The following is a 20296-nucleotide window of genomic DNA, read 5'->3' as shown; positions in this document are numbered from 1 at the left end:
CTCTTCTCCCTCTCCTAATAACAGATATTCGTAAGAAAAACATCTATCGACGTACTCTCGGTAGACAGACCGCATTTAGCGGCAGCTTTTCTTGCGATTACAAGCGTTGTTCAATTCCGCTGAACTGATAAATTCTATATTCATAAGAAATCCCGCTCCGTATACAGCAGGCGCGGGATTCGATGGATTACGACTTGACGGCACCTGCGAGAGCTCCGTCCACAAGATATTTCTGGATAAACGTGTACAGTATGATCAGCGGAGTTGCGACGATGGTGATTCCGCAGGCCAACAGCGGCCAGTTGTTGCCGTATTGCCCTTTAAACTCCTTCAATCCGAACGTAATCGGGTAATTCGCCTGGCTCGGCAAATACATGATCGGACCTACAAAGTCATTCCAGATGCCGATCGCCGTCAAAATAACACCCGTCGCGATGACCGGCTTCATGAGCGGAGTTACCATTTGGAACAGATAACGGATATAACCTGATCCGTCGATTCCCGCAGCTTCATCCAGCTCGCGGCTGATCGACTTGATATAGCCGACGAACATCATGAATACTACGCCAGTTCCCGTCGTTTTCAGAATGATATATCCCAGCTTCGTATCGTACCCGAAGATACCAAGCGATTCCTTGAAGCCAAGCATCAGCTTGTACTGGGCAACCATCGGGTTAGGAAGAAACTGCGACAGCAGGAAGAACATATAGATAAATCCGCTCCACTTCACGTAATTGCGGGCAACCGGGAACGCACCCATGATCGATACTATAATGGTCAATACTGTAGCAACGCCGGTATAAATGAGACTATTAATGAAATAGTTCGCAAAGTTACCTTCCGTCCAGGCGGTAATATAGTTGCTCCATTGAATTTCTTTAACGAACCCAATCGGGTTGATCAAATATTCGGGGTACGACTTCAGTGAAACGTTAAGCACCAAAATAAGCGGTACTAAATACAACACGAGCAATAATGCGATGACGGCGTAAGATAGAATAGAAAATGATTTGGAATTTTTCATAATTAATATTCCACCTCTCTCTTACGCGTTTGCCGCACAGCTACGACAACAAACACTAGGATGATCAGGAACTGAACCACCGACAACGCCGATGGAAGTCCCATATCGAGGCTGCCGCGGAAGGTTTCCTTATAAACGTCATAGGCCATCGTTCTCGTGTTAAATCGACCATCCGTCGTTGCTAGAATAATATCGAAGGTCGACATGGCGCCGATGATCGATAACAGCATATTAACGGTAAAGGATGGAGCGATCAGCGGAAACGTAATATGGCGGAAGGACTGCCATTTGCTAGTTCCGTCAATATAGCCGGCTTCATACAAATCCTTGGGAACGGATTGCAGGCCAGCGAGAAAGATGAGCATGGAATAACCCATGTACATCCAAATTTGCACGAATATAATGTAGCCAAAAGCATGTGTAAAGCTGGCAAAGAACATGTCCTTATAGCCGAACAGCCAGTCATACAGCATGTTGACCGGACCGCTCATCGGGTCGAACATCATCCCCCAGATCAGGGCGACTACAGCTACCCCGAGAACCACCGGGAGGAAAAATACGGCACGATAGAAATAATCGCCGCGCAGCCGCTGATTCAGCAGAACCGCTACGAACAGGGCAACCCCGTTCTGAACAATCGTTACAATAAACATAAAAATAAGTGTATTCGTAATGGAGCGCCAACGTTCTCCAGAGTTTCCGGAGTAAAATAAATCATGATAATTTTCGAGCCCGACGAACTTCATCGTACTGCCGGGGATATTTTTCACATCCGTAAAGGAATAAATGACAGTCATTACAGAAGGTCCAAAATAAAAAACTACGTACAATGCAAATGGTATTAATAGAAGCAAAAGCGGTACGTAGCGAGCCATGCCTTTTCCAAATGGATACATCTCTCTCACCTCGCGGATCCGAATCAATAAATGATCGGGGCCTGAGCAATCAGACCCCGAGACAGTACAGTATGGTTATAACTTCAAACTTTATCTTTATTTAGGGGCCGCAGCTTCCCACTCTTTCTGTTGTACGTCAGCTAATTCTTTCGCTGTTTTGAACTCTCCGCCCGGAGCAAGGTATTCCGTATGAACGCCTTCAGCAGCAAGATGCTCGCCTACGTTTTCGCGGTTGATCATCATGATTTCATATGCAAGCTCGAAATCGCCAAGATAAGGCGTCAATTCGTTGTCGATGAACTCGCTATCCGTAGAAACTCCGTCCATTGTAGGGATGAATCCGGCAGCTTTAACGAATGTCGTGTAGTTCTCAGGCTCGGAGAAGAATTCCAGCCATTTCAGAGCGCCCTCTTTGTTCGGGCCTTTCTCTGCAGCATACCAAGTAACATCATATTTACCTACGAAGGATGCGTTTTTCGCTGCATCTTCGGTAGCAGGCACTGGGAAGTAACCGAATTTTAGGTCTGGATTCGCTGTGGCGATCGTTGGGGCATCCCAGGAACCGTCAGCCAGCATAGCTACTTTGCCCGTTGCAAAAATGGATGGAGCAGAAGCATAATCGATGCCCATAAAGCCTTCGATCATGTAGTTATCTTGAAGAGTTTTCATTTTTTCAAGAACTTCAACGGCCTCGGCATCGTTGAAAGCCGTCTCGCCTTTCCATACGCCTTCGATCCATTTTTGCTGATCTCCGCCGCCTAGAATTTTCGCTTGAAGCGCGAACACAGGCAGTTTAAGCGGCCATACGTCTTTACCAGCTACGCCGATTGGCGTAATGCCTTTGGACTTCAAAGTTTCGTTGAGCTCAATGAACTCGCTCCACGTTTTCGGTACCTCTAGGCTGTGCTCTTCAAAAATTTCTTTATTATAGAACAATCCCGACATCGCTACTTTGCCAGTAGGAATCGCATAAACTTTACCGTTATATGTACCGGCTTTTTCAATGTCGTTAGCGTTCCATTTGCTTACGAAAGCTTGATCGGACAAATCTGCAATTAGACCGGAGTTGATCCATTGCTCCCAGTCAGGAACCTTTGCACCTGGCGTCCATTCCTGCGGAGACAATCTCATGCCGGACAAGTCGGCAAGAATGTCGACGTCGTTTGCTGTCAGTCTCGCTCTTTGCGCTTGCTTATATTCATCATCCGGACCTGTCGTCGTATACTCGATTTTATATTCCGGATATTTCTCTTCGAACTTTGCATTGATTTCTTCCATCGCCTTGTTGATGTTCTCTTGCTTCCAATGTAAAATCTTGATCACTTGCTTTTTACCGGAAGAAGTCTTAGCGCCTTCGTTGTCGCTTCCAGAAGCTGCATTGTTACCACCGCCGCCGCAAGCCGCCAAACTAAGCGTTAGTGCGCCTGCAAGTACGATGGCAGAAATTTTCTTGACCATGATATTTCCCCCTATTTATAGTCATTGATTTCGAAACCCATCGATGGATTCCTCATTGGAATAGCCTAAAGCTATGAAAATACCATTTTCGTATTTTCGTAGTTTATGCGTTCTGACGAGGAAAGTTCCGAAAGCGGTTTCGTCAAAAGTTATTATTACATCATTTATTTTGTTTGTAAAGTCCTATTTTAAATAAATTCGTTTTTCTTGCCGCTAGGTGCTGATCCCATGCGAATTTCTAATTTCCCCTTTTGCTTCAAGGCTTTTATTATGTCCATCTGACATTTATCGCATTGACCGAGCAAAAAAAAAGAGGTAAGATGTTCTACGAAAGTGTTTTCGTATTTTACGAAACAAAGCTTAAATTACTTTTTTACGAGCGTATTTTCAGCCGAAAATTCGTGATCTGCAGTTCACAAAAACACCTATATTCCTAGAAAAAGCTGCTTCTTGTGTTCAAAACTAACTATTAACAATTTATATGTCCGATTGCCTTATCAAGAAGGGGGTTATATCTTGTCCATCAACATCAAAACCATTGCGGAAATGGCCGGGGTTTCGGTGTCGACCGTATCCAAAATCATTAACAACTATAGCGATATCTCTGAAGAAACGAAAAATAAAGTACTAGAAATTATGAAACAAACCGGATATGTTCCGTCCAACTCCGCAAAAACATTAGCGACAAAAAAATCCAATCTCATCGGAGTCATTTTTGCCGGAAAACTGAATATCGATTTTACCCATCCCTTTTTCGTCGAGGTGCTTAACTCTTTTAAGAAGCAGGTCGGTCTGCTCGGATATGACCTTTTATTTTTCTCTAATGAAAAGTTCTATTCCGTCGATGGCGAGTATCTTGCCCGTTGTAAGCACTTCCAAGTAGACGGCTGCATCATTGTGACTGGCCAGCAGCTCGAGCCCTCCATCAGCGAGCTGGATTTGAGCGACATTCCTTGCATTGGAGTGGATATTGAGCTGAAGGGCAAGAACTCCGGTTTTATTATGTCCGATAATTATAAGATGTCATACAAAGTGGTGGAACATTTTTATTTGCAAGGGTATCGGGAGCTCGGGTATATCGGAAGCACACAGGAATCGGAAATTTCCAATATGCGAGAGGGAGGCTACAAGGATGCGATAGACAGCTTTGGCCTGCCTTTAAATGAGGATTGGTTCGTGAATGGAGATAACTTCTTTGAGACGAGCGGATATGAAGCAATGAACCGGATGATTGAAGCAGGCTCCTTGCCGCGGGCGATCTTTGCCGCCTCCGACTTGATTGCGATCGGAGCCATGCGGGCACTGAAGGAGCATAAGCTCCGCGTGCCGCAGGATGTGGCGATCATCGGCTGCGACGATATCGAGGCCTGTAAATATACGAACCCGGCACTCACTACGGTTCGGCAAAATAAGGACAAAATCGGCAAACTGGCAGGGTTGATGCTGTATGACCTCATGAACAGCCAGTCGGAGACGAGCAATATCGTCGTAGAGCCCGAACTGGTCATCCGCGAATCCTGCGGCAGCAGATTGGAAAACTTTAAATACGCCGATATAGAGGTATAATGCTTCAAGCTGCAATCTGAAGACTACGCACTGAATACAACACCCCTCAGGCCTTTTATTTCATAGGTCTGAGGGGTGTTCTTCACCTTAGGTATGGTTTTCTTTAGATTATAAAATGATATTATTCAGCGAAGCTGAACCATTCAATAATCGCAATGGAAAATTACCTCTAAACGCGGTCTATCTATCTAGAGAGTAAATCGATAGACGTTTTTCTTACGCTTGAATAGCTGCTTTCGGCGTATCGAAACGTTTGCCAAGCAATGGAGCAAGCTGTTCCAAATCGCGAAGCAATGCAGCGAATTGATCAGGGAACAACGACTGCACGCCGTCGCCTGTCATCGAATTGTCCGGATCGGTATGCATCTCAATAATCAATCCGTCCGCGCCAGCCGCAACCGACGCTTTCGTCATCGGTTCAACAAGCTCGCGACGTCCAGTACCATGACTCGGATCAGAGATTACCGGCAGGTGGCTCAAGCTTTGCAGTACAGGAATGGCGGAGAGATCCAGCGTGTTTCTCGTATAGGTTTCGAAAGTACGGATGCCGCGCTCGCAGAGCATGACATTCGGGTTGCCGCCTGCAAGAATGTATTCTGCCGCATTCAGGAACTCATCGTATGTTGCGCTGAACCCGCGTTTCAAGAGCACCGGTCTGCCGCAGGTTCCCAGCTTGCGCAGCAAATCGAAGTTTTGCATATTGCGCGTGCCAACCTGCAGAATATCGGCGTACTCCGCACATACATCAACATATTCCGGCGTCATGACTTCCGTAATCGTAAGCAGGCCATGCTTCTTCCCGGCCTCAGCCATCATGACCAAGCCTTCTACACCGACGCCCTGGAAGCTGTATGGACCCGTGCGGGGCTTAAACGCTCCACCGCGCAGCACCTGGCCGCCGGCAGCCTTTACCAAACGAGCGATTTCATCGATCTGGTCCGCAGACTCTACGGCGCAAGGGCCGCCCATAACGACGAGGTCTCCGCCGCCAATCTTCACATCGCCAATCTCAATCACCGTATTTTCCGGGTGGAAATCGCGGCTGGCCAGCTTGTAGGATTTGGAAATTTTAACTACATTCTCTACACCTTTCATCTGACGCAGATGCTCGGCAAGCTTCGGCTCAATCGTGCCGATCAACCCGATCACCGTACGATCGCTTCCACGCGATATATGAGTTTGCAGGCCTTCCCTCTCTATGACGGCAATAATTTCGTTTATACGCTCTTCTGGCGTTTGATTAGAAGTAATTACGATCAATATCTATCCATCCTTTCATCTGTCATGGGGAATAACCCATAAAAAATCCAAATATACTATTTGTCGCTTAAACGCTTGTTCGCTTTGAAGCTTTTATCCACTAAAGTAACTATAACTGAATCTAATTATCGCGTCAAGCAAAAGATGCATCCATTAAAAAAGCTGTCTCTTTAGCGGCAGCAAGGTGCTTCGCTATCGAGACAGCTTCTATGAATAGTTCAAAATATTAAGACTTCTTTGCGCCGATTTTAACTGGCGGCAGCAGCTTCTGCATATTGACGGTACGCACAATTTCCCACGTATCCGGGTTATCTGGATCATACTGCTCCAGGTAAGCGATGACCTCTTTCGTAATCGGTGTCGGGGTTGATGCACCCGATGTAACGGCTACCTTGGCGACTCCCTCCAACCATTCACGCTTCAGCTCGGTCACGTCAGAAATACGATAGGCCGTTACTCCGGCAATCTCCTCGGATACTTGAGCCAGGCGGTTGGAGTTATTACTGCGCGGATCGCCTACGACGATAACGAGATCCGCCTGTCCGGCTTGTTCAGCAACAGCCTCCTGTCGTACCTGAGTTGCCAGGCATATTTCATTATGAATCTCAGCGCCGGGGAATTTCTCCAGGAGCTTTTTCATAATATGCTTAATATCCCACTGGCTCATTGTCGTCTGATTGGTAATTACGATCCGATCCGCATCGACCTCGAGAGAATCGATTTCCTCTTCCTTTTCGATCAAGTGAACGTGATCTGGCGCGACCCCGATAGCCCCTTCCGGCTCCGGATGCCCCTTCTTGCCGATGTAAATAATCTCATAGCCTTCCGCTACCTTCTCCTTGATCAGAACATGCGTCTTGGTCACATCCGGACAAGTCGCATCGACCGTGGTCAAGCCCTTATCACGAGCGATTTTGCGCACTTCCGGAGATACGCCGTGAGCGGTAAAAATAACCGTGCCGCTCTCCACTTGACTTAATATGTCGAGACGGTTAGGCCCGTCAAGCGTAATGATTCCTTCATCTTCAAAGGATTGGGTGACATGACTGTTATGAACAATCATCCCCAATATATAAATCGGCCGCGGCAAATCCAGATTTTTGGCGGCTTGCCGTGCAAGCACCATCGCATCTACAACGCCGTAACAATAACCGCGCGGCGAAATTTTGATCACTTCCATGATTTGCACCCCCGTTTTCTTGTTCCCTTGTATTCAATCCAGATCCTGTCTGAAGGGCAACAATCTTTATTATAGCCTATTCGGACTGCTCGTTAAAGGCAACGGGAAGCCAAATCACAAATGTCGTCCCTTCTCCGCGCCGGGTAATCACTTCCACCGACCCTTGATGTTCATCGATAATCCATTTGGCAATGGACAAGCCGAGACCCGTTCCCTGAGTTACCCCCCGAGATGGATCCGCACGGTAAAAGCGCTCGAAAATTTGGGGAATTTCGCTGCGATCCATACCGATTCCCGTATCCTTGATCCGAATGCCGACCTGGTCGCCTGATTTAATCGCGTCGATGCTTACTTGGCCTTCCGGCGTATACTTAAAGGCATTTTCGATAAAAATGAACAGCATTTGCTGCAAATAATCCTTATTACCGACAATGCACGCGCCCTGAATAACCGACAAATCCCCCTGCAGCCACAATGCGTGACGCGGTAAGAAGTTGGCACGCCTTACGACCTCTTCCACGATCGGCCCCAGCAGCTGCGGCTCCTTATCGATGGTCTGCCCCGCATCGGCACGGGCCAAGGACAGCATGTCATTGATCAATCGGCTCATGCGCTCCGACTCATCTGCTATATCGCTGACGGCCTCCAAAGAGAATTTTTGTAGCTGCTCCTCATTCATGACAGCTGGCTCTGTGTCCTCCCGAACCCAGATTTTCTTCAACAAATCGACATTGCCCCGAATCGTCGTCAGGGGCGTTCTCAGCTCATGAGAGGCATCCGATACAAAACGCCGTTGATTCGCGTAGGCCTCATCCAGCTCCTTATAGAACCCTTCCGTACGGGCAAGCATGTTGTTCACGGTACCGATCAGCCTGCCTATTTCATCGCTTGGGCCATCGTATTCGATGCGGACGCTTAAGTCCGTTCCCTTCTGAATTCCATTAGCCGCTTCGATGACTTTGCCGATCGGCGCCATCGATTGCCGAGCCAGGAACAATCCGAACGTGCTCGCAACGGCGATCGTAATGAATGATCCGAAAAGGAGCACCGTCTTGAGCTGACCCATAATCCGGTTCTCCGCATTGGTATCTGCGGCAAGCTGGAGCAGACCGACGATCGTATTTCCATAGACGAGCGGTCTTTCGTACAGCATATAAGAATTTCCGTTGATCGTTATGTTCTGAAAGACGCCCTTTTTGCCAATCTGATCGATGTCCGGAACCGGAAATACCATTTCCCGGTTCAGCATGCCTTCGGAAATGCGTGTGGAATTTTTGACATAATTGTTCAGCTGCCAGAAGATGCGGGCGTCCTCCAAACGCAGGATTTGGCTTCTCTCCATTTGCAGATCCAGTCCCTGGGAAAGGCTCACGTTCTGGGCTTTTTCGATTTGAGCCGCATGCTCTTCGACTCTCTTCTTCACTTCAAAAAAGATGTTATACCGCACTATTCCATATATCGATGCGCCAAACATAATGAGAGTAATCGCTAATATCCCCGTATACCATGCTGTTAGACGTAACCGAATCGACATGCTTAGGAATCACCTCTCAGAATGTAACCGGCGCCGCGTATCGTCTGAATGAGACGCTTCCCTCCATGCTCCTCCGTCTTCTGCCTGAGCATAGCAATATATACTTCGAGCACGTTGGATTCGCCGCTGTAATCGTACCCCCAAATTTTGTCCATGATCAAATCACGGGTCAGCAGCCGTTTCGGATTTTGCATAAACAGATGTAGAAGCTCGAACTCCTTGGCCGTTAATTCCAGCCGCTGACCAGCGCGCAGCACCTCGCGGGAGTCGAAATCCATGATGACGTCCTCAAAGATGAGCCTGTGACTGCCTGCTTCTCCATTCGCCGACTCCTTGCGGCGCAGCAGAGCACGTACCCGGGCCAACAATTCCTCCAAAGCAAACGGCTTGACCAGATAATCGTCTGCCCCGGTGTCCAGTCCCTTGACCCGATTCTCAATCTCATCCTTCGCCGTTAGCATAAGAACGGGAACCGTGCTGCCCCCTTCTCTGAGCCTGCGGCATACTTCGAAGCCATCGAGCTTCGGCATCATGACGTCCAAGATGATCAAATCCGGATCAGCGGTCAGCATCATCGATAGACCTTCCATCCCGTCATTCGCCGTGTACACGTCGTACCCTTCGAATGCTAAGCCCCGGCGGAGCATGGATGTAATTTTCTCATCATCGTCGATCACCAATATTCCCGATCTCACGGCCATCTCTCCTTTATTAAGCCGCTATGAACACCCGTTCGCAGCTTGTACCCTTATTCATACTTATATTGTACAACAGAACCCGCTTTGTTTCCGCTTAGATCATTGCATTAAGAAACGGCAGGGCTTCATAGTAGCCGTGCCGCCTCTCTTTACTTCTGATTTCACTGAACCGGAAGTTCCGGCATTATTGTTGTATATTAGGAAATTCATTCTTGTCCCCAATCGTTACCTTCAGGTCGATGCTCTTGCCGTCGCGAACGACATTGAAAGTAACGACCGTGCCGACGCTCTGCTTCTGAATATAAGCGATTAAATCTTCTTTGGTCACATATTTTTTGCCATCTGCGCCGGTAATGATATCATATGGACGAAGATCCGCGTTATATGCCGGAGATTTGAAGACAATATCCGAGACGACGGAGCCTTCCTTCACATCCGTTTCCATCTGTTTCGCTACTTCATCGGTCATCGTCATCAGCGTTGCCCCGATAAATGGTACCGGCTTCTGAGGAATTTTCTCATTGTTTTTCAGCTTATCCAGCACTTCCGTAACAGTGGAAGTCGGAATCGCGAATCCAATCCCTTGCGCGTCAGAGCTGACGGCCACGTTAATCCCTACGACTTCTCCGTTCAGATTGAGCAGCGGCCCACCGGAGTTGCCCGGATTAATCGATGCGTCGGTTTGCAGCAAATGCTCGTATTCCCGATCCTTCTCCCCGTTCTCTCCCGCGATACGAATGCCGCCTCTTTCCTTGGCGCTAAGAACGCCGGCAGTGACCGTATGGTCAAAGCCTTGCGGATTGCCAATCGCCACAAGCCACTCTCCTACTTGCGTGTTATTCGAGTCGCCAAGCGGAATGGAAGGGAAATTGTCGTCGCCTTCGATCTTCAGTACGGCCAGATCAAGCTCATAGCTCGTACCGAGTACTTTGGCCTCATAAGGCTTCTCGCTGTCTTGAAGCGTAACCTGAACGATGTCGGCATCATGCACCACATGCTCATTCGTCAAGATATATCCTGTTTTATCGAAGATAAAGCCGGAGCCTATTCCTGTGGGTACCAGCTGATTAGAGTTGGACGAGCCGCCTCCGCTGCTTCCGCCGTTGTTACCGTAAAGATCATCTCCGAAAAAGAAACGGTAAAACGGGTCATTGCTCTGGCTGCGCTGACTTTGTCTGCCGGCCTTGACCAATGTCTCAATCTTCACCACTGCTGGACTAGCCTGCTGAACGACGCTCGTTACGTCTCCAGGATTCGTCATCGGGAAGATCGCTGTCGATGTCTTTGCGGATCCCCCGTCCCCTGCAGCCGGTTTAGACTCTGGCGCAGCTGCCGCTGGTACATTAGCCGCCGTGTCCGGAGTAAACAGGTTCGTTCGATCCGCAAAGACCATTGCTCCGGTTAAGATGAGCATTCCTGCCAGCATGCCGGCAAAGACGGATTTGAAGGACGACCGCTTCGGCCGCTCATTGTACTGCCAATTGGCATTCTTTGATGCTGGAGAGGCCGGAGCTCCCGTGCTCCCGCCGCCAAATGCGCCGCGCTGACTGTCCGACGAAGCATATCCGGTAAATGAGGATGTAGGGATAGGCTTCACCGGCTGAGGCTTGGTGATTTCAACCTCCTCCGGCTGCCGGCGTTCGTAGGGATGGCCTTGACCGGATTCCTCGCTGCTTTTGCCGTAGGATTGAAAAGGCCCGTAAGAGTAATAATATGAAGAGGACGAGCCGGACTCCGGAGTTTGCTGGGGTCTTTCATTCCCGTTGTCTCCAAAGTTTTGGCCCGGTTTATTTTTTTGATCGTCCATGATGAATACCTCCTTCCCCAGTCGTGCAGGGGTACTTGTTTACTTGTTCTTATTTTGTACTATAAACCTTAAACGTACCTTAAAAACAATTAAAAAGGAGATAAAAGCCAAACACAACCTATATTAAGCTACAGTAGGGCAACAAAGCATACTAGGAACCAGCTACCCAGCCTTGGCGGTGCGCATAAATCGCCAACTGCGTTCGGTCTTCCAGCTCGCACTTCATCAGCAAATTGCTGACATGAGTTTTGACAGTCTTGATGCTGATATGTAGTTCCTCCGCAATATCTTTGTTGTTCTTTCCTTCGGCAATCAGCAGCAGCACTTCCTTCTCCCGTTCGGTCATGCCTGAGTTATCCCCTTGCACCGTACGCTGCCGCAGTCCGCGCGTCAGAGCTTGGGCCACATCCCCAGTCATCACGGGCATTCCGCGGTAAGCTCCTTGCAGTGCATAGATCAGTTCCGCCGCCGAGACCGTCTTCAGCACATAGCTGACCGCGCCTGATTCAATAGCCTGAACTACAAGATCGTCCTCGAGGAAGCTCGTTAATATGACGATTTTCAATTCAGGATATCGACTCAGCACCTCCTTGGTTGCTTCTGCCCCGTTCATGACGGGCATCATTAAGTCCATCAGAACGATGTCCGGCAGTCCGCCTTCGATGCCCTGATCGAGTATTTTGACCACCTGATCGCCGTCACTAGCCTCCGCTATGACCTCAAAGCCTGGATCCAGCATTAAATACGTTTTGAGACCCATGCGGACCATATCATGATCATCTACGATCATCACTCTGATTTTATCGCTCATCTGCGTTATCCCCTCTTCTCGTCTTCAAACTTTGGAATATGAACGCGAATCGTCGTTCCTGCCCCCGGCTTGCTAATGATTTCAACGTTTCCGCCGAGCTTTTCCGCGCGTTCCTTCATAGTCGTTAATCCGTAAGAACCCTGCTTTTGCGTTACATTGCTGAAGCCCTGCCCGTCATCACTAATGCTCAGCACCACTTGCCGCGATCCTTCCCTGAGGGACAGGCTGACCAGCTTCGCACCGGAATGCTTGACGATATTCGCCATCGCCTCCTGCACGATCAAGAACAGCTGATGCTCCTTCGCCTCGGATAAATCGCCCTGCAGATCCATGTCCTTCATTCCCTTAAGCCCATTCTGCCGGCAATAATCAGGGAACCACTGATCCAATGCCTCGGCCAGCGTCTTGCCCACCAGTTCCATCGGACGAAGCTGAGCGATAAGCGCACGCATCTGCTTCTGCGCCATGTTGGACATTTGGATCAATTGATCCAGCACGACCTCTGCCTGAGCTTCGTTCATCTCCAGCACTTTCGGCAATGAGGATGCAGCCATATGAATGGCGAACAGCTGCTGGCTTACCGTATCATGCAAATCGCGCGCAAGCCTTCTCCGTTCTTCGAGCACAGCCTTCTCTGCGGCCTGCTCCTTCTCGATTACTTCCTGCTCGCCGAACTGCTGCAGCAGCTTCATCTTCTTCTCGACGGCCTCTGTCATATTGTTAAATTCCTGATAGACACCGGAAAAGGTTTGATCTGCCGTATCCGGCATTCGAACGGATAAATTCCCCTTCGCCACCTGGAGCATATTTAAATGTAGCGAGTCGAGACGCCGCTGAATCCGCTGTCCGGCAATGTAGCCGATGATAAGTATAAACACAAGAATCCCCGCGATGATGTAAATCCATACCCGAGGATCAATAACAAGAACAGCTCCAAAAATCGAGCCGACATAAAGAGCCACTGCCGTCAGACTTCCTGTTAACAGGAAGAAGAGCAGCAGCTCCCACTTTGTATTTTTTAATATACGCTGTACGATCATAATCAGCCCACCATGTTCACTTTTACGTCGCCGACAAACACACTGACGACCAGTTTGATCCGTTTGCCTGCCTCGCCGTAATGCGGCGACTGTGCATTTACGTTACTCATAAACCCTCCGCGTTTTTGCGACAGTACCTTCAAATCACCGATCAGAGCGCTTGAAGTCGCTGTAATGCCGATATCCATATCTTCGGGAATGAACACCTTCACGTCGCCGATAAATGCCGAAACATTAATTTTCGTCTCTCCATACGGAATTTGCGCTTTCGTTAAATCGATAATTGTATCTCCGATGAAATGGGATATATTCATCGGCTGCAGTTGGAAATAATCCTGCCCGAGATGGACATCCCCGATAAACCCGGCCTTGGTGAGCACCTCACGCTTCCCCGATTGGGAATTGCTATGGAACTTGTCATAGTTCATCTTCTCTCCGCCAGGCTTCTCCTCGTGGTCGAATCCTGTCTTGGTTGTCGTACCGAAGATCTTATCGAGCGGCGACTCCATTTCAGGATGGAAAGCGGGATCCAGCGGTGCCTCAAACGGACTATCGACCGGAGGCGGTGGCGTAGGGGGCAGTTCTTCCTTATTTCGCCGTTTCTCGCGCGGCTTGAACAAAATGGACAAACCGGCAATAATGAGCATAATCGGTATAAACATTTTGAAGAAATCGGAAGCATCCATATCAAGATATCCTAAATTTCTACCAAGGAAGAACAAGCCTAATACGATCAAAACCAGACTCCAAATGAAATTGGATTCTCCGCGTTCCCGGTTGACGAGATATAATATTCCAGCCAAAATCATAAATACCGGCCAGTAGGTGGAAAACAAATAACCCAAACTAATATCGGTGTAACCCAGCTGATTCAGCAAAAATACGACACCGATCGAAATGAGCACGAATCCTCCTATAATTCTGCCTGACATACCGTTCTTCATTTTCATTCCCTCCATCATATGAAGCACGAGCTTTAATCTGCCTTTAGTGTACAACATCCTGAGAGGAAGGGACAGCGACGTGAGGTGGAAAGTTGTCTACGTCCCGAGACCGAGGCGACGACAATTATTGGCTTTTTTGAAAAAAATATATAATTCCCGACATTTAAGAATAACGTATATCGAGATTGCTTTCTAAGCAGACAGACAGTATTTAGCGTGGATAATTCGGCTCCGCTAGAAATTTATAATTGAATAATAACAAAAAGAGCGTCCTTGTCAGGACGCTCGACCTTGCTATTATTTTCCACTTTGAGAGCTTGGGTTCGAAGCAGCATTACGGGAAGCCTTCGCTTTTTGAGCAATCGTAGCCATGCTCTCTTCAGCAAATTCTTCATTGTATTTTTCGTTTGGCGTTTTGTAGCCTGGAGAAGCTGCCTTCTTTTGATTTTGATTTTGATTTGCCATCTGTGTTCACCTCCCTTATACCGCCATCGCATGCATGACATGCAGCGAAGGCTTGGATGCATTTCGTATTATGCAACCCGGGAAGCCATATTATGCAGTTAACAAATCAAATTGCCTTATCCCAAATATCATCCGGAATTTCCTTATTGACCTCGAGTGCTTTGCCCAGCTCACGGAACATTTCCTCTGTCAGCTTGCCCGAGCCTTTGCGGATTACCTGAACCTCGACTTCCTTCTTGCCCCATTCTTTAAAGACCTGCTTGGTGGTCTTAAAGTACAAATCGATTTTATTACCTTTGATAGCCGAGCCTTTATCCGCTACGACACCGTACCCGTAACCGGGGATATACAGAATCGTCCCGAGCGGAAACACCTTTAAATCCGCAGCGATTGTGGAAATGGTATCCTTGTCTCTTTGCACCTTTATACCGGAATAAGTGATGCCGTATCCCGGATGATTAGGCCGTTTTCCTGTAGATTCATAACCGGCAGTATACCCGGTAGCTATTACTTTCACCGTTTGCAGCTGTGCTTTAGTAGCCTTTTCTTCGACATTGGCCCCGTACTTCTCAGATGAGCTTGAAATATATATCGGCTGCGGAATAACATCCTGCCGAGCAAGTATAGCGGTCGTTTTGAACGTATTCATTGCCGCGATTTGTTCAATATGCTGATGCCGAACCGGATTGGCATAGATCGTACTATCCTTGCTCAGCATCGCTGCAAGTACGAGTACCAGCGTACAACAAATACCAAGTCGATCCCAAAAAATAGTTTGGCGCATGTGACAATCTCCTCCCTTATCCCAGAGGATGTCCACATGCGCCGAAGTTTATACCTTTGCAATAGCTAATATCTTCTTATATTTTATGGTTTTGAATGTCATTTTGCAGCAGGGCAATGACTTCTTCCAGCGATTTCGCACCGAGATCCCCTTCACCGCGTTTACGCACAGAGACGGTTCCCTCTCTTTGCTCATTCTCGCCGACAACGAACATATAAGGTATTTTCTCCAGCTGAGCTTCACGGATTTTGTAGCCCAGCTTCTCGTTGCGAAGGTCGCTTTCAGCTCGGATTCTGCCTGCAAGAAGCTTCTCCTCCACTTCCCGTGCATAGTCTTCGAAAGCTCCGGATACCGGAATGACTTTCGCTTGAACCGGAGCCAGCCAGAGCGGCAGATTGCCTGCAAAGTTCTCCAGCAGGAAGGCTGTGAAGCGTTCCATCGTGCCGAGAATTCCGCGGTGAAGTACGACTGGACGATGCTTGGCACCGTCATCCCCGACATATTCTAGTTCAAAGCGTTCTGGAAGCAGGAAATCGATTTGTACAGTTGAGAGCGTCTCTTCCTTGCCAAGCGCTGTTTTGATTTGCACGTCCAGCTTCGGCCCGTAAAATGCCGCTTCGCCTTCGGCTTCGAAGAATGGAAGCCCTTCTTCCTCGACAACTTCACGCAGCATGCGTTGGGCCGTATTCCACATTTCATCATTTTGGAAGTACTTATCCGTATCCTCCGGATCGCGATAGGACAAACGGAACCGGTAATCATTAATCCCGAAATCTTTATATACTTGCGCGATTAAAGCGAGCACTCGCTTGAACTCGTCTTTAATCTGATCCAGACGGCAGAAAATATGGGCATCATTCAGCGTCATCGCCCGGACACGATGTAGACCCGTTAACGCCCCGGACATTTCGTAACGGTGCTGCAAGCCGAGCTCAGCGATCCGAATCGGCAGATCACGGTAGCTGTGCATCTCACTCTTGTAAACCATCATATGGTGCGGACAGTTCATCGGCCGGAGCACAAGCTCTTCGTTGTCCATCACCATTTTAGGGAACATATCATCCTGATAATGCGCCAAATGGCCGGAGGTCTTGTATAATTCCACATTACCTAGAGCAGGCGTGTAGACATGCTGATACCCTAGACGCTCTTCAATATCCACAATATATCTTTCCAGCGTACGGCGTAAAGTAGCGCCTTTAGGCAGCCAGATTGGCAGGCCCTGACCTACAAGGTTCGAGAAAGTAAAGATGCTGAGCTCTTTACCAAGCTTGCGATGATCACGTTTCTTCGCTTCCTCGAGTAAGTGGAGATGCTCATCCAGTTCAGCCTTTTTGAAAAAGGCTGTGCCATAAATCCGCTGCAGCATTTTATTGTCGCTGTTCCCGCGCCAATAGGCACCTGCCACGCTCAGCAGCTTGAACACCTTAATTTTGCCTGTGGACGGCACATGCGGGCCGCGGCACAGATCAAAAAATTCGCCTTGATCGTAAATAGACAATACGCTGTCCTCAGGCAAGTCACGAATCAGCTCTAATTTATACGGATCGCCCAGCTCGGTAAAAATGGCCACCGCTTCCTCGCGGCTCACTTCCCGACGGGTAATCGGCAGGTTCTCGCCGATGATCCGCTCCATTTCCTTCTCGATCTTCTGCAGATCCTCCGGGTTGATCGGATGCTCTAAATCCATATCGTAATAGAAGCCATCCTCAATGACCGGACCAATGCCCAGCTTGACTTCTTTGTTGCCAAACAGCCGCTTGACTGCTTGCGCCATGAGATGTGCTGTGCTATGGCGCATGATTTCAAGGCCTTCCTTAGAATCCGGCGTAATGATTTCCACCGCTGCTCCATTCGCCAGCTGCGTTCTCAAATCAACGGCTGCCCCGTTAATTTTTCCTGCCAGCGCGCTTTTCCGCAGACCGCTGCTAATCGATGCGGCCACATCCTCCAAAGTACTTCCGTCGGTATACTCCCGGACCGAACCGTCCGGTAAAGAAATTGATACTGCCATTTCTTGTTCCTCCCTTAGTTCGTAGTTCATTGCCGGGAGCGGACAAACAAAAAACGCCCGTCCCGGAAAGGGACGAGCGTAATATACCCGTGGTTCCACCCTCATTCGACTATTCAAAGCTGCAGGCTACAGCTATAGAAAAGTCCTTGTTTAGGCATTATGTAACGGTAATGAACCGGCATTCCTTAATTTCTGGGCGCTAAATGCTCAGGGTTCGAGAACGCAGCTACAAAGGGGTAAACCAAAACCGACTCCGAAGGGAATTCCAGCCGAATGTTCCCTCTCTCTGTACCGTTCGACATTTCTGGTTCATGTCTTTGTCAACGCTTTTCGCTTGAATATTTGTAATTATAATGCTATCCGCAGGCCTCGTCAAGAACCGATGGCCAAACACTACGTAACCTGATCGCGCTGTCTTGTCCCCTGATGGAAATCTTTGCACTGCGGACAACGCAAGCATAGCTGCACCCGATCACCGAAAATGCGCCGGATGGTCGTAATAGCCAAAGCTTCGGGATCCCGCGTATGCAGTAGAATCCGTTCCGGGGATAAGGAAATCAGGGTGCTGACAATGACATCCTCCATCAACAATTCCTGATCCGCCATGCGCATGACTACGTCACCGGATGATGCTTCTATTTGCTTTAACCCTTCGTTGAGGATGACAAATTCACTGCCCCGCTTGTGCATGACGTGGATGAACGGAGTTAACGGCTCTTGAAAATAAACAAAGTACTGCAGCAGTCCGATAAAATCCTCATACTGCTTATCCAGCAAAAATTCCTCCACTGCATAATCGACCATTTCGCGCAGCTTCATTCCATAATCCTGCAGTCTGAACGTCACAAAGCCATCAAGATCCAGCGAGCTTTGCCCTTCAATCATTTCTCGAAACGCTGTCCAAACGAGCATGACTCGAGCTTTTCTAGCCTCAGCCTGTCCTTCTTCCATGCCAAGAAACCTGTGGCAAATCGCTTCAACAGCCTGTTTCTCGCTTTCGTCGAGTTCATAATCCTTTGTTAAGATTTTACGGACGATTCCCGGTTCCCGAACATCCACGACATACTCCGCGATAACGCGAGCTAATTCATCCATGATTTTTTTGCTGTGCTCCTCAGCCTGAGCACCCTTCTTCTTAGGCCGAAGACTAATGCTCCACTCCGCTCTTGAGTGTTTTGGCATGTACACAAAATCGGATTTTACGCTCCCTTTATGTAAACTCTTGGTCAGCCGCTTCAAATAATCGGCAAACTGGTTGGCTGACACGGCGGATTCGACATTCGTGCTAATCGTAAAAAAATCCATGAACTCGCCCCTTTCCGCTTCCTTCTCAAAGTATATGGTGAGGAGGAGGCAGATATACGGAGCGGCTCATGGAAACATAAGCAGCTATTCCATTGTTTTGGCAGTTTACCTTTTGATCACGAAGTATATCCTGGAGTAATTCGGCATCGAATCTTGCAATCATCCTTGAAGTCCAGTGCTCATGTAGGTTTTGCCTATACTCCGCTCTTTCCTTCTACGGATTCTCGCAACCTTCTTGGTGCTGAAAAGGTAACCTTTTGATCACGAAGTATTAGTTCTGCATAACAAAGTCTTTTTCGATTTGGCTTCCTTGATCAAACACCCGCAGAATTTCATATTTCGTATTCCGCTGCGCCGGAATTTTGCCAGCTTCACGTATAATGGACAGAATCGATTCAATGTTTACTTTATAGGTTGCTCCAGCAGAGGAGACGACATTCTCCTCAATCATCGTGCTTCCAAAATCATTGCAGCCGTACTGAAGCGACAGCTTGCCGATTTCAGGCCCCATCGTCACCCAGGACGATTGAATGTTCTTGATGTTGTCCAGCACGATTCGGCTGATGGCCACGGTTTTCAAGTATTCCCGCGGAGTTTGTCTCTCCCGCTTCAAATTCGTGTTATCCGGCTGGAACGTCCACGGAATGAACGCTAGGAAGCCCTCGGAATCATAACCATTCTGCAGGCATTCATCCTGCGCATCCCGGACGCGCATCAGATGAAGCGCACGCTCTTCCATCGATTCACCGAAGCCGATAACCATCGTAGCTGTCGTATTCATGCCGATGCGATGGGCCGTTTGCATGACATCCATCCAATCTCTCCACGAGCCCTTCAAGCGGCTGATTTTGCGGCGCGTCCGATCATCGAGAATTTCCGCTCCCCCGCCAGGCAAGGAATCCAGACCGGCCTCATGAATTTGCCGAACGACCTCTTCCAGCGACAAGCCGTCCGACACTTCCTTCATCTTCAATATTTCCGCTGGAGAGAAGGAGTGCATCGTGATGTCCGGGAATCTTTGCTTAATCGCCTTAAGCAAATCCGTATAATAACTGAACGGCAAATTCGGATTCGTACCGCCCTGCATCAATATTTCGGTTCCGCCTACATCGATCGTCTCTTGGATTTTCTGAAAAATGACTTCGTCCGGCAGCACGTATCCTTCATCCGAGCCCGGTCTGCGATAAAATGCGCAAAACCGGCAATAAACGTCACAAACATTCGTATAATTCACGTTTCGTCCGATAACGAAAGTCGTGATCGGTTCCGGATGCATCCGCTCCATCAGAATGTTGGCTGTGCGCCCCATTTTCTCCACTTCATCGGATTCGAATAAAGCGATCGTATCCTTCAGATCAAGCCGTTCTCCCCGAAGCGCTTTGTCTAATATATCGTCGATTGCAGTCATGGGCTGCCTCCCCTTCTCCTAAAGATTGATCTTTGAACTCTATTTCACTTGCCCTGATATAAATATAAATATTTAGAAATTTAATAGCACGGTTTTATCGTA

At 48.4% G+C, this 20296-nt stretch carries 17 protein-coding genes; 1 reads left to right on the top strand and 16 read right to left on the bottom strand.

The window, feature by feature from the left end; genetic code table 11:
• Positions 1-187 precede the first annotated feature (187 nt).
• The 3 genes from ACE3MQ_RS03960 to ACE3MQ_RS03950 all read right to left on the bottom strand — a co-directional run bounded on the left by ACE3MQ_RS03960 (position 188) and on the right by ACE3MQ_RS03950 (position 3378).
• Entirely contained in the window at positions 188-1024 is an 837-nt protein-coding gene (locus ACE3MQ_RS03960) for a carbohydrate ABC transporter permease (RefSeq protein WP_379390873.1), read from the bottom strand.
• 2 nt (positions 1025-1026) lie between these two features.
• Positions 1027-1920 carry a carbohydrate ABC transporter permease gene (locus tag ACE3MQ_RS03955; RefSeq protein WP_379390871.1) on the bottom strand — a complete coding sequence of 298 codons (894 nt, stop codon included), beginning with the start codon at positions 1918-1920 and terminating at the stop codon, positions 1027-1029.
• Positions 1921-2016: 96 nt separating this feature from the next.
• Complete coding sequence (locus tag ACE3MQ_RS03950) at positions 2017-3378, bottom strand: ABC transporter substrate-binding protein (protein ID WP_379390869.1); 1362 nt, start codon at positions 3376-3378, stop codon at positions 2017-2019.
• 522 nt (positions 3379-3900) lie between these two features.
• Here ACE3MQ_RS03950 and ACE3MQ_RS03945 point away from each other — a divergent pair.
• A complete protein-coding gene (locus ACE3MQ_RS03945) occupies positions 3901-4944 on the top strand; it encodes a LacI family DNA-binding transcriptional regulator (RefSeq protein WP_379391850.1) in 1044 nt (347 codons plus the stop codon).
• Positions 4945-5160: 216 nt separating this feature from the next.
• Here the strand turns inward: ACE3MQ_RS03945 and aroF are convergent, their stop codons facing one another.
• The 13 genes from aroF to mqnC form a co-directional block, all read right to left on the bottom strand.
• A complete protein-coding gene (aroF, locus tag ACE3MQ_RS03940) occupies positions 5161-6204 on the bottom strand; it encodes a 3-deoxy-7-phosphoheptulonate synthase (RefSeq protein WP_379390867.1) in 1044 nt (347 codons plus the stop codon).
• Positions 6205-6430: 226 nt separating this feature from the next.
• The gene (locus tag ACE3MQ_RS03935; RefSeq protein WP_379390865.1) at positions 6431-7384 is read right to left on the bottom strand and encodes a 4-hydroxy-3-methylbut-2-enyl diphosphate reductase; all 954 of its coding nucleotides are present in this window, start codon (positions 7382-7384) and stop codon (positions 6431-6433) included.
• Positions 7385-7460: 76 nt separating this feature from the next.
• On the bottom strand, positions 7461-8918 hold the full coding sequence (locus ACE3MQ_RS03930; protein ID WP_379390863.1) for a sensor histidine kinase: 1458 nt from the start codon (positions 8916-8918) through the stop codon (positions 7461-7463).
• A gap of 2 nt (positions 8919-8920) precedes the next feature.
• Positions 8921-9613, bottom strand: a complete 693-nt coding sequence (locus tag ACE3MQ_RS03925) for a response regulator transcription factor (RefSeq protein WP_379390861.1) — start codon at positions 9611-9613, stop codon at positions 8921-8923.
• Between the two features lie 187 nt (positions 9614-9800).
• Positions 9801-11423 (bottom strand): S1C family serine protease, encoded by a 1623-nt coding sequence (locus ACE3MQ_RS03920; RefSeq protein WP_379390859.1) that lies wholly within the window; start codon positions 11421-11423, stop codon positions 9801-9803.
• Between the two features lie 151 nt (positions 11424-11574).
• Positions 11575-12234: a response regulator gene (locus ACE3MQ_RS03915; protein ID WP_379390857.1), complete on the bottom strand. Its 660-nt coding sequence runs from the start codon at positions 12232-12234 to the stop codon at positions 11575-11577.
• A gap of 5 nt (positions 12235-12239) precedes the next feature.
• Positions 12240-13274 carry a sensor histidine kinase gene (locus ACE3MQ_RS03910; protein ID WP_379390855.1) on the bottom strand — a complete coding sequence of 345 codons (1035 nt, stop codon included), beginning with the start codon at positions 13272-13274 and terminating at the stop codon, positions 12240-12242.
• A 2-nt stretch (positions 13275-13276) separates the two neighbouring features.
• Positions 13277-14218 carry a cell wall-active antibiotics response protein LiaF gene (gene liaF, locus ACE3MQ_RS03905; protein ID WP_379390853.1) on the bottom strand — a complete coding sequence of 314 codons (942 nt, stop codon included), beginning with the start codon at positions 14216-14218 and terminating at the stop codon, positions 13277-13279.
• 297 nt (positions 14219-14515) lie between these two features.
• A complete protein-coding gene (locus tag ACE3MQ_RS03900; RefSeq protein WP_379390851.1) occupies positions 14516-14683 on the bottom strand; it encodes a hypothetical protein in 168 nt (55 codons plus the stop codon).
• 106 nt (positions 14684-14789) lie between these two features.
• Positions 14790-15467 carry a 3D domain-containing protein gene (locus ACE3MQ_RS03895; RefSeq protein WP_379390849.1) on the bottom strand — a complete coding sequence of 226 codons (678 nt, stop codon included), beginning with the start codon at positions 15465-15467 and terminating at the stop codon, positions 14790-14792.
• 76 nt (positions 15468-15543) lie between these two features.
• Positions 15544-17481: a threonine--tRNA ligase gene (gene thrS, locus ACE3MQ_RS03890; protein ID WP_379390847.1), complete on the bottom strand. Its 1938-nt coding sequence runs from the start codon at positions 17479-17481 to the stop codon at positions 15544-15546.
• 393 nt (positions 17482-17874) lie between these two features.
• Positions 17875-18786 (bottom strand): putative sporulation protein YtxC, encoded by a 912-nt coding sequence (locus ACE3MQ_RS03885; protein ID WP_379390845.1) that lies wholly within the window; start codon positions 18784-18786, stop codon positions 17875-17877.
• 271 nt (positions 18787-19057) lie between these two features.
• Positions 19058-20194: a cyclic dehypoxanthinyl futalosine synthase gene (mqnC, locus tag ACE3MQ_RS03880; protein ID WP_379390843.1), complete on the bottom strand. Its 1137-nt coding sequence runs from the start codon at positions 20192-20194 to the stop codon at positions 19058-19060.
• Positions 20195-20296 lie beyond the last annotated feature (102 nt).

This window comes from Paenibacillus lentus (assembly GCF_042714055.1).
Taxonomy (GTDB): domain Bacteria; phylum Bacillota; class Bacilli; order Paenibacillales; family Paenibacillaceae; genus Fontibacillus; species Fontibacillus lentus_A.
Note: the sequence above shows the minus strand (reverse complement) of the source record. Positions and strands in the feature narration are given on the sequence as shown.